General features: G+C 39.6%; 9 protein-coding genes and 1 other annotated feature. Of the genes, 5 read left to right on the top strand and 4 right to left on the bottom strand.

The genetic code is table 11. The features are described from left to right. Positions 1 to 20: 20 nt before the first annotated feature. The gene (locus ACSVDJ_RS13530; RefSeq protein ID WP_439169834.1) at positions 21 to 653 is read right to left on the bottom strand and encodes a GNAT family N-acetyltransferase; all 633 of its coding nucleotides are present in this window, start codon (positions 651 to 653) and stop codon (positions 21 to 23) included. A gap of 193 nt (positions 654 to 846) precedes the next feature. Between ACSVDJ_RS13530 and acsA the strand changes: the two genes are divergently transcribed. The 3 genes from acsA (at position 847) to tyrS (ending at position 5,317) form a co-directional block, all read left to right on the top strand. After that, positions 847 to 2,565, top strand: a complete 1,719-nt coding sequence (acsA, locus tag ACSVDJ_RS13525) for an acetate--CoA ligase (protein WP_439169835.1) — start codon at positions 847 to 849, stop codon at positions 2,563 to 2,565. Between the two features lie 277 nt (positions 2,566 to 2,842). Beyond that, positions 2,843 to 3,355: a GNAT family N-acetyltransferase gene (locus ACSVDJ_RS13520; RefSeq protein ID WP_439170031.1), complete on the top strand. Its 513-nt coding sequence runs from the start codon at positions 2,843 to 2,845 to the stop codon at positions 3,353 to 3,355. A 421-nt stretch (positions 3,356 to 3,776) separates the two neighbouring features. Next, positions 3,777 to 3,994 (top strand) — a binding site (T-box leader). Positions 3,995 to 4,057: 63 nt separating this feature from the next. Continuing rightward, positions 4,058 to 5,317, top strand: a complete 1,260-nt coding sequence (tyrS, locus tag ACSVDJ_RS13515) for a tyrosine--tRNA ligase (RefSeq protein WP_439169836.1) — start codon at positions 4,058 to 4,060, stop codon at positions 5,315 to 5,317. 68 nt (positions 5,318 to 5,385) lie between these two features. Here the strand turns inward: tyrS and ACSVDJ_RS13510 are convergent, their stop codons facing one another. Further along, positions 5,386 to 5,592, bottom strand: coding sequence for an aspartyl-phosphate phosphatase Spo0E family protein (locus ACSVDJ_RS13510; protein WP_439169837.1), 207 nt, complete (start codon positions 5,590 to 5,592; stop codon positions 5,386 to 5,388). Positions 5,593 to 5,894: 302 nt separating this feature from the next. Further along, positions 5,895 to 6,497, bottom strand: a complete 603-nt coding sequence (rpsD, locus tag ACSVDJ_RS13505; protein ID WP_439169838.1) for a 30S ribosomal protein S4 — start codon at positions 6,495 to 6,497, stop codon at positions 5,895 to 5,897. Positions 6,498 to 6,865: 368 nt separating this feature from the next. Here rpsD and ACSVDJ_RS13500 point away from each other — a divergent pair, with 368 nt between their 5' ends. Next, entirely contained in the window at positions 6,866 to 8,689 is a 1,824-nt protein-coding gene (locus ACSVDJ_RS13500; protein WP_439169839.1) for a sensor domain-containing diguanylate cyclase, read from the top strand. A gap of 91 nt (positions 8,690 to 8,780) precedes the next feature. Here the strand turns inward: ACSVDJ_RS13500 and hisJ are convergent, their stop codons facing one another. Then, positions 8,781 to 9,572 (bottom strand): histidinol-phosphatase HisJ, encoded by a 792-nt coding sequence (gene hisJ, locus ACSVDJ_RS13495; protein ID WP_439169840.1) that lies wholly within the window; start codon positions 9,570 to 9,572, stop codon positions 8,781 to 8,783. Between the two features lie 192 nt (positions 9,573 to 9,764). Here hisJ and ezrA point away from each other — a divergent pair, with 192 nt between their 5' ends. Further along, complete coding sequence (ezrA, locus tag ACSVDJ_RS13490) at positions 9,765 to 11,450, top strand: septation ring formation regulator EzrA (protein ID WP_439169841.1); 1,686 nt, start codon at positions 9,765 to 9,767, stop codon at positions 11,448 to 11,450. Positions 11,451 to 11,478: the final 28 nt, after the last annotated feature.

The following is an 11,478-nucleotide window of genomic DNA, read 5'->3' as shown; positions in this document are numbered from 1 at the left end:
AGTCACGTCCTCCTTTAAATTTAATACATAAAGCGATTCATAAAGCGAATTTGATCAAACTTTTGAATAGATGCTTGGTCGATTCTTTGGCCGATCCGTACCATCAAACAGTTAGCTGGATGAGAGCTAATTTCAGGATCATCGGTTGCGTACCATTCCAATCCCCCAGCGTTCATCATTTTTTCCATAATTTTTCGATATTCCCATACATTCAGGCCTGTTCCTTTCAAGTCCCAGTGCCAGTAATATTCTGTCGTGATAATGATATAGTCTTCCATCGCGTCATCAAGCATAGAAAGGCGTAATAAATTTTTCCCGACATGAGCGCCGCGGTATTTTTGAATGACTTCAATAGCTCCTAGCTCAATCATATTTTCAAGGTTGGCCTCTGACCAGCGCTCTAACGGATCAGGGTATAGAAATGTGACATATCCAACAATAACGCTTCCTTCTCTAGCAATAATAATTCGTCCTTCAGGTAATGCAGCAATTTCTACAATGGCTTGATGTTGTTGTTCAGGCTGTCTAAAGGCAACGAGTCCTTCATGAAAAGTCATGCCTGCCAACGATTCTGAAGAAACAGGCCCTTCGATGATTAACGTTCCTTCTTTCGTCTCTAATTCTTTTGAATGAAACCTTTTTATATGCTCCATTTAGTCACCGCCTTGATTATTTCCCTATCTTCATTATACATAAAAATTGGATATGTAAAGCGTTTTCATCTAATTTTTCACATCGTGGGAAAAGGGATTTCTTTTTTTGGAATAAAATTGTTGAAAAATTGAGAAAATACAAATATGATAGTATCATAGAAACAAATTCTTACATAAAAAGGAGAGTCGGTCAATGAAGTTGGAAGCGCTAACAGTGAAATCAGGGCATTTTAATCTGAAAAACTATGATGAGGTGTATTCGTCTTTTGATTGGAAGGAAGCAGAACAGCACTTTTCTTGGGCGGAAACAGGGAAAGTAAACATTGCCTATGAAGCGATTGACCGTCATGCAATATCCGAGCGCAAAGATCAAGTAGCTTTATATTATCGTGATGCGGAACGTCAGGAAAGCTATACGTTTGAACATATGAGAGACTACTCGAATCAGGCAGCGAATGTTCTAAAGCAATTTGGCGGTGTTGAAAAAGGGGAGCGCGTGTTTGTCTTTATGCCACGATCGCCGGAGCTTTACTTTGCTGTGCTGGGGGCAATGAAAGCCGGAGCTATCGTTGGTCCATTATTCGAAGCCTTTATGGAAGGAGCTGTTCGTGATCGCTTAGAGGATAGTGAAGCGAAAGTGCTTGTGACAACACCTGAATTATTAGAGCGTGTCCCTGTGGCCGAGCTTCCAGCTTTAGAAACTATTTTTCTTGTTGGGGACAATGTACAAACAGAAGGGAAGTTTGTTGATTTTAACGCCAAAATGAAAAATGCAGATCGTTCTTTTGAGATAGAATGGATGGATCTTGATGATGGCGTGATTTTACATTATACATCAGGTTCTACAGGAAAGCCTAAAGGGATTTTGCATGTGCATCGGGCAATGATTCAACAATACCAAACAGCTAGATGGGTGCTTGATTTACAAGAGAACGATGTATATTGGTGCACAGCCGATCCGGGCTGGGTGACAGGTACAGCCTATGGTATTTTCGGACCATGGTTAACGGGGACGACGAACGTCGTCGTTGGTGGTCGTTTTAGCCCGGAAAATTGGTACAAAACGCTTGAGGAGTATGGTGTAACGGTGTGGTATAGTGCACCAACGGCATTTCGGATGCTGATGGGTGCTGGCGATGAATTAGTGAAGAAATTCGATTTAAGCGCTCTTCGCCACATTTTAAGCGTCGGAGAACCGTTGAATCCAGAAGTAGTTCGTTGGGGAGCAAAAGTGTTTGATTTGCGCATTCATGATACGTGGTGGATGACGGAAACAGGCGCACAACTGATTTGTAACTACTCTTGTATGGAAATTAGACCGGGATCAATGGGGAAACCAATTCCAGGAGTGAAAGCGGCGATTGTTGATGACCAAGGTAATGAACTTCCACCAAATCGTATGGGCAACTTAGCGATTAAAAAAGGCTGGCCATCTATGATGGTTTCCGTGTGGAACAACCGTGAAAAATATGAATCTTATTTTATGCCAGGTGATTGGTATGTATCTGGAGATTCTGCTTATATGGATGAAGACGGCTACTTCTGGTTCCAAGGGCGTGTCGATGATGTCATTATGACAGCGGGGGAGCGTGTCGGTCCGTTTGAAGTAGAAAGCAAGCTTCTTGAGCATCCGGCGATCGCCGAAGCAGGAGTCATCGGGAAACCTGATCCTGTCCGTGGGGAAATCATTAAAGCGTTTGTCGCATTACTGGACGGCTACGAGCCTTCTGATGAATTGAAGGAAGAAATTCGTCAATTCGTGAAAACAGGATTAGCGGCGCATGCGGCACCGCGCGAAATCGAATTCCGTGACAAGCTCCCGAAAACTCGTAGCGGAAAAATTATGCGTCGCGTGTTAAAAGCTTGGGAACTCGACCTCCCAACAGGTGATTTATCGACAATGGAAGATTGACAGTAGAAGAAAGCGACCTTAATTGGGTCGCTTTTTTAGGTGTTATTTTACACCACGCGTATTGATTATGTATAATCTTCCATAAACAGACAACAAAAAGGGCCGCCTGCTTGTAAAATGTAAGTACCACCAAACATTAACGAGAAGAGGCGTCCTTATGAAAGAGAATACCATGTTCCCGAATTTGATTCAAAAGTTTATTTCCGATGAAGAATTAACAGCATTAAAGGTAGCTCCCAATGCTCCATTTCGGCGATTTTACAAAGGAGAATTTACAATGAATATAAGAACAAATAGATTATTGATGCGTGAATTTCAAGTGGACGATTTGGAAGCAGTATATGAATACACCTCGAAGCAAGACGTTATGAAGTATATACCCGGTGGTGTACACACGCGAGAGGAAACGAAAAAATTTATAAACAAAAACATAGGTGCTCACGCTGAACACTTTCCTGTTGTAGAGATAGAAACAAATATCCTAATTGGACATATAGCTTTTCATAAATACTTTGGTAATCACACATATGAAATTGGATGGGTATTCAATCCCTCTTTTCAAAGAAGAGGATATGCTCCCGAAGCAGCTAAGGGCGTCTTAGAATATGGTTTCAATAAACTAAACTTACATAGGATTGTTGCCACCTGTCAACCTGAAAACATACCATCATACCAAGTAATGGAGAAGATCGGAATGAGAAGAGAAGGGTTTTTCAAGAAATGTATTCCTGATGGAAATGATTGGTGGGACGAGTATTATTACGCTATCCTGAAAGAAGAGTGGGAATGAAATTTATGGAAGCTCTTCAGAAACACCTTTTTATAGATGTTACGATTAAAGGGACTAGTTTCAAGTGTACAAAGCTAATAAACTTGTTTAATTCACAATAAAGTCAGTTGAAAAATAATATCACGCGTGTTGATTAGCCAAAAAACTCCGTAAATAGACATAAGAAAAATGGCTGTTTGATTGCACGAAGTAGAACATGTTTACACAGCTGTCTTTCATTTCAGCGCCGGCTCCCGGAAGGTGAACTGCCGCCGGACTAGGCTTCCGGGATGGCGGGCTTTTTGTATGCGCACTTTAATTTTCATAGGGTGAATCTGTATAAATATGGATAATCAAAACGCCTGATTTGACACTTTAAAAAAACTTAATTGACATTCTCTCCGTTATTTGTTTACAATATGACTTATAACATTTAAATATACTTAAAGCGTTGATAGGATTTAGTAGTTCACTATCCCTGTTGTTCAGAGAGCTGGTGGTTGGTGAGAACCAGTACAAATAGTTGAATGAATTACCCCCTGTAGCTTTTGTTGCGAACCTTTTAGTAGCAGCAAACGGCCTGGCCGTTATTTCAATGAAGTGGAGAAATAGATGTTCTCAAGCTTGGGTGGTACCGCGCATACATATAGCGTCCCTGCATAATTGCAGGGGCGTTTTTTGTATTTGTGAAAAACGCTAATAAAAAAGAAGGGAAGATGATCAATGGATTTAATGCAGGAATTAGAATGGCGTGGGATTGTTTACCAACAAACGGATGAAGAAGGTATGAAAGAACTGTTAAACAAAGAAAGTGTTTCCCTATACTGTGGAGTGGACCCGACCGCAGATAGTATGCATATCGGACATTTACTGCCATTTTTAACGCTTCGTCGTTTTCAAAATCATGGCCATCGTCCAATTGTATTAGTTGGTGGAGCGACAGGGATGATTGGTGACCCGAGCGGGAAGCGTGAAGAAAGAAAGCTGCAAACGACTGAAATGGTGGAGCACAATGTATCATGCATTAAAAAGCAATTAGAGAAGATTTTCGATTTCTCAGGTGAGAATGGAGCGAAGTTAGTTAATAACAATGATTGGGTTGGCTCAATGGATGTGGTGACATTCTTACGCGACTTTGGTAAGAACATCGGCGTTAACTACATGCTGGCGAAAGACATTGTTTCTTCACGATTAGACTCTGGTATTTCTTTCACCGAGTTTGCTTACACGATTTTACAAGCGATGGATTTCTATCATTTATACGAAAACCATAACTGCAAAATGCAAATTGGCGGAAGTGACCAATGGGGTAACATTACGACTGGCTTAGAAATGATTCGCAAAATGAATCCTGAAGGAGAAAAGGCATTCGGCATGACAATTCCACTTGTGACAAAAGCAGATGGAACGAAATTTGGTAAAACAGAGAGCGGCGCGATTTGGTTGGACCCGGAAAAAACATCTCCGTATGAGTTTTACCAATTCTGGATTAACGCAGCGGATGCCGATGTCGTGAAATACTTGAAAATTTTCACCTTCTTAACACCGGAAACAATTGAAGCACTAGAAGCGTCGATGCAAGAAGAAGCACATTTAAGAAAAGCACAAAAAGCATTAGCGGAAGAGATGACACGCTTAATTCATGGCCAAGAGGCGCTAGAACAAGCGATCAAAATCTCCGCGGCACTATTTAGCGGCGATGTGAAAAACTTAACGGCGGCTGAAATCGCACAAGGCTTTAAAGATGTGCCATCCTATGAACCGGCGAACGAAGAAGAGTTAGCACTTGTTGAACTGCTTGTCTCTGCTCGTATTTCGCCATCGAAGCGTCAAGCGCGTGAAGACATTCAAAATGGAGCGGTATCCATTAACGGTGACAAAGTGACAGATACAAGCTACGTTTTATCTGAAGCCGATAAAATGGAAGGCAAATTCACGATCATTCGTCGCGGGAAAAAGAAATATTTCTTAATTAAATACTAATGGCAAAATCAAAACAGGCTATCGAGCATTTCTCATTAGCCTGTTTTTTTCGATATGAATTAGTTTATTCATAAACATTTATTCCAACAATTACAATTCTTTTGGAAGTGAACAATGAGTTGGTCGAGTTCTTGGCTATATCGTATCGTTTCTGAATTCCCCAGACCTTTCATTATTCCTGTTGAAATCATTAAATCTCGCTTAGAATCTATTTGGCTCAATAAATGGTGACAAGTCTTTTGTGTTTCCAACTTACAATCTCTCCCATTAATCATTTTTAACTTGAAAACCCAACAGGTAATAATATACACAATTTTGAGAGTAAATGGAAGTGTTTTTTCGTAGGTTTTAAGAACTAGACTGGATGAGGAGCACTTGTCTTTCGCTTTTCATATTATATATAAGACTGGAGGTAGCACCTTAGGTCACATTGACTGGTCATTTGCAGTCGGGGCTGATGGGATCATCAGTCCTTTTTTTGTGAAAAGAGTCCAATCTTAAAACAAACAAAAAACCCGCAAAGCATTGAATGAACAATGTTTTGCGGGTTTTGAAGTCGAGTTTACAACCCGATTTATTAACGAGAGTAGTACTCTACGATTAGAGATTCGTTGATTTCAGCTGATAATTCAGCACGCTCAGGAAGGCGAGTGAATGTACCTTCTAATTTGTCAGCATCGAAAGTTAAGTATTCAGGAACGAAGTTGTTTACTTCGATTGCTTCCTTAACGATTTCAAGGCTTCTTGATTTCTCACGAATAGAAATCACTTGGTTTGGTTTTACTTGGTAAGATGGGATATCAACGCGTTGACCATCAACCGTTACATGACCGTGGTTAACAAGCTGACGAGCTTGACGACGAGTACGAGCTAAACCAAGACGGTAAACTAGGTTATCTAAGCGAGCTTCAAGAAGGATCATGAAGTTTTCGCCGTATACACCTTTCATTTTACCAGCTTTTACGAATAGGTTACGGAATTGACGCTCATTTACTCCATACATATGACGAAGCTTTTGCTTCTCTTGTAATTGTAAACCGTATTCAGAAAGCTTTTTACGTTGGTTTGGACCATGTTGTCCAGGTGCGTAAGGACGCTTTTCTAATTCTTTTCCTGTTCCGCTAAGAGAGATTCCTAGGCGGCGGGATAATTTCCATGTTGAGCCAGTATAACGAGCCATAATATAGCTCCTCCTTTAAATGTTTTTATTTTGTTGTAAAATAAAAACCGGGTGAGACAGCAATTCGGTCATTTTGTTTTCATGCACCATCGCCCCAGCAGCAGAGGGTTACGCGATGCCCCTTAGATCACTTTAGATCAAGGAACAAAATAAATTCGTAAAAGTGTTCACTTAGGCTGCATTTATTTTACACAAAGAATAGTATATAATTTTATTCTATACATGTCAATATCTATTGTCTTGAGAATAAAACCGTTTTATAAAACTTTAGTCGGAGTAAATATGTTATAATCATCAAGGGTGGCTGGTGATTCACCGATTAAATATGAGAAGGTCTCTATCCGAAAAGAAATGTAGGTGGGATTAAGATGGATAGTAATGATAAAGTTGAATGGTTAGTGAACTATAAAGCGATGCTATTTCAGTTAATCATTCAAAGTCAAAAAAGTTTAATAACTCCAGATCAGCTTGTGCAGGAGTGGCTCGATCTCGTTCGTTTGCTATTTAAAACAGACCAGCTCGCGTTATATCGGGGAGAACGCCTATATTCCGGATGGATTGACGTAGAAAAAATAGCAAACGAGGAGTATGACACCATTTATCAAGCATTTACGGTTCCATTCCTCAAAGGGAGAAACTTGCCTAAGAAAGGAAATCTTAGCTTTCAACTTTCGGATGGTAGTGAGCTATATTTATTTCTGCAAGTACCGGAAGAATTACTTGAAGAATTCACCGATGAGCAATTGAGTTCCTTTGTGCAAGCAACGAATGAATTTATCACCTTTATCAAACAAATGAATTTTGGAACAAATAATGAAAAAAGATATAAAGAATTATTTAATGTGACGGAGAAGTTTCATTCGTCTTTAGATATTGAATACGTACTTGGCGAAATATTATCGACACTTGAACGGGTGTTTCCTCAATACACGTATCACTTCCTATTAGCGATTGATGACCGGTACAAAGAATTACCGACGGAGCATTTTAACTTTGAACGGGCCAGTGAAGAAGCGATGTCCGCTTATATCAACGGAAAAGTACAGCTAGAGCAACGTCCAGGAAGAAAAGCTTCTATTCTTTATGCTCCATTGATGGGCAAGCAAGGTGTGTATGGGGTTTTACAAGTGAAGATCCCAGCCGAAAGACAGATATTGGAAAGTGAAAAAGATTTTATTCGGATTTTGGCAAATACAGGTGGGAGTGCAATCGAAAAAGCGAAATTGTATGAGCAGTCACGGAAATTGATTGCTGATTTACAGTTAATTAATGCAACGTCGCACCAACTGAATTCGACATTTCGCTTTACTGATACGACCCAATACTTGAATGATCAAATCGCGCGTTTCTTTCAAGCTTCGGCGGTTGGGTTTATGTTTATAGATGATGAAAAGATGGAAATACTTCCAGGTAGCAGTAGATTTTTCTATGAGCATGAAGGACAACGATACATTGACTATGCTTGGAAACGAATTCAAAAAGAAAAGGATTCTTTTTTTGTTGGAGAGTTAGCAGGGAAGTTAGAAGAGCATCTTCCTTACCATTCCCTCATGGTTGTGCCGATGGTTCACGGAAGTGTGTTGAAAGGCTTTTGTATCGTTTTGAAACAGGAAGCTTATGGATTCACGTTTGATATGTACAAGTTGTTACAATCGTTAATTCATCACTCAACCCTCGGCTTAACGAATGCGATGTTACGAGAGGAGTTAGAGAAGCTTGTTATTACCGATCATTTGACGAAGTTGTTTTCTCGAAATTATTTAGATCGTTCTATTTCCGAATCGATTGCACAAGATGAAGAAGGAACATTTTTATTGATAGATATTGACGATTTCAAAGCTGTTAATGATACATATGGTCATCAAACAGGCGATGAAACAATTATTCAAGTGGCCAATCTCATTAGAAAAACAACAGGAGAGAACGATATTGCCGCTCGTTGGGGAGGGGAGGAGCTTGCCCTTTATTTTCCGGAGAAGTCTTTGGAAGAAGGAGTGGTGATTGCTGAGAAATTAGTAGAAAGTGTCGCTCATTCAACGAACCCAAGGGTGACGATTTCCTGTGGTGTAGCTTATTGGTCTAAAGAACAGACAAGCAGCGTGAAGGTTTTATTTAATCAAGCGGATGAAGCGCTCTATAAAGCAAAAAAAACCGGGAAGAACAAAGTGATCATTTGTTCAAATGATCAATAACGTGAAAAGCCTACCTTCCATCAAATGAATGCTACCTTTTAGGGCTCATTTGATGGTAAGGATAGGTTTTTTTCGTATGTTTAGTCAGAAGTTACAGTTGAATCTGTTCGCTTCCTTGACCGATTCCTTTAGCGGAGTGAGCATCTGATCCATAGACTAATGGAATTCCTAACGCTGTTGCTTTGGCAGCTATTTCGGCTGGCGGATACGTTTCACCGCATAAAGGCTTGACGACACCAGCTCCGTTATAATCAAGTTCATAGTGATTAAGTTTCATTTTTTGTAAAATTTCATTAATTTCAGCGCTGAAATCTTTCGTACAAGGGAATTTCTGTTGGAATTTATGGACAAGCGTCATATGTCCGATGCGTTTCGGTTTATACGCACCAAGATCCGCTAAAATCGATTGGTATACGGTGTGAAAATAGGCTTGATAAACGGCTGACACCGAGCCGAACATGGCGATCATCTCTTCAAATACGTCAGCACTATAGTCGAGGCAGTACCAATTTTGCTTATGGTTTAAGAAATGAACGGAAAGAATTGAGTCGTCGAGATAGGGGCCGTATTCATTTAAGAATTGTGTCGTCTCCTTCTCGAAGCCTTCAATATAATCCACTTCTAATCCGAGGTGGAGGGTCACATCTTGTTTGTATTCTTTTTGTAGCTGTTGAATAGTATGGAAATATTCCTCCATAACAGAAAGTTCCATAGCACTATCCTTTGTCGGAGTTGTATCGATAAATCCTTCTGGCAGCGGTGCGTGCTCAGTGAAGGTCATTTCACGAAAGCCTTGACGGATAGCGGTTTCTACATAATCGTTTAAAGCATCCTTTGACCCATGCGGACAAAAGGGTGTGTGAATATGCCCATCTCTTTTCATTATTATTCCTCCAGATTATCTACTTGCTAAATAAGTGTAACAAATTTTTTTGAAACTAGGCGAAAAAAACGAATTTTGTCATTAAAAAAAGTCAAATACATGATATCATTAGTAGTATTGAGAGCGAATTGTTTAAATGGATCGTAGAGAATGTATAGATTGATTTTTTGATAGAAGAACAGGGGGCTTAACATGAAATATGTAATTGGCGGAATATTATTAGTAGCCATACTTTTAATTATTGCCTACATAAATAGAAGGAAGCTATTCAAGCAAATTGATGAGCTTGAACAAAAGAAAATCGAGTTAATGAATCGACCTATATCCGATGAATTGACACAAGTGAAGCAATTAAACATGACTGGTCAGACGGAAGAATTATTTGACCGCTGGCGTGCAATGTGGGATGAAGTGTTAGCGGAAGAACTTCCGAACGTGGACGAAAAATTGTTCGAAGCCGAGGAATGGTTAAATAAATATCGTTTTGGTAAAACGAGAGAGATCAATGAAGAGGTTTCGTATCAATTGGAGCAATCGGAAGAGAAAGTGAATACGATTTTAGCTGAGCTGAAAGTGCTGATCGGTAGTGAAGAACAAAACAGAAAAGAAAGTGAAGACATGAAAGAGAAGCAACGAGCAGCAAGAAAGCAGCTACTTGCTCACCGTCACACATTTGGAAAAGCAGCCCCAATATTTGAAGTGCAATTAGATGCCTTATCTTCACAATTTGATAAATTTGAAGAGTTAACAAATGAAGGAAATTATTTAGAAGCAAGAGAGACGATTCTTAAGCTGCAAGAAGATATGGATCTAATTCTACATAAAATGGAGCGAGTTCCTGTGTTGCTATCGGAAACGACGAACTTGTTACCTTCGCAACTTGATGAAATTCAGTCAGGCTATCGAGAGATGAAAAGAAGCGGTTATTTACTTGATCATTTACATATTGAGAAAGAAATTACTGATTTGCGCGAACAGCTTGAGCAGTTTAAGGGCTACATTATTAAAACAGATACACATGAAGTAGAAGAAGCGATTCGTGATGTGAAAGATAGCATTGACTTTTTCTACGATTTGCTAGAAAAAGAAGTCGATGCAAAACTTTTTATTATCGAACATAACGAATCAACGAGAGAGAAGATTGAACAACTACAACAAGCGAATGAACAATTACAAGATGAAACAGATACTGTTCGCCAAAGCTATCAGCTAGTTGAGGAAGAAGCGGGTCTCCCTCGTAAGATTGAGGAAGAACTTTTTCGAGTGGTCAAAAAATATGACAACCTTGAATCAAGAATCGTTCAGCAAAAAACCACTTACTCCTTTTTACATGATGAGTTAAAAGAAATCCATGATCAGCTAAAAGAATTGCAAAAAGAACAAACGAGCTTTACTCACTTTTTGCAGACGCTACGCAAAGATGAGATGGAGGCACGTGATCAACTGCTGGAACTTCGGAGAAAGGTGAATGATATTTTCCGGACGATTCAAAAAAGCAATATGCCAGGTGTACCAGATTTTTATCAATCTTTAACGGAAGAAGCGAAGGGACGAGTCGATGAAGTTGTGGATTGTTTGAATGAAAAGCCTTTAAACATGAAGCAGGTTCAGGACAAGCTACGCGAAGCGCTACAATCAGTAGAGCATCTAGAGAAGAAGACAGAAGAAATAATTGAACAAGCCGAACTAGCTGAGAGAATTATTCAATATGGAAATCGTTATAAACGTTCACATCCTGCGATTAGCTCGCAGCTTAATCAAGCGGAGCTCGCTTTTAGAAATTATGATTATCGGGCAGCGTTAGAAGAAGCGGCGACGGCTATTGATAAAGTCGATCCAAAAGGGTTAAAAAAGCTTGAAAAAATGATGAATAGTTAATAATAAAAGGGGCGTATCCGTTAAGGAC

Source organism: Bacillus sp. Hm123, from assembly GCF_051842975.2.
Lineage (GTDB): Bacteria > Bacillota > Bacilli > Bacillales > Domibacillaceae > Bacillus_CE.
The sequence above is the reverse complement of the archived record's forward strand: the minus strand, read 5'-3'. Positions and strand labels throughout refer to the sequence as shown.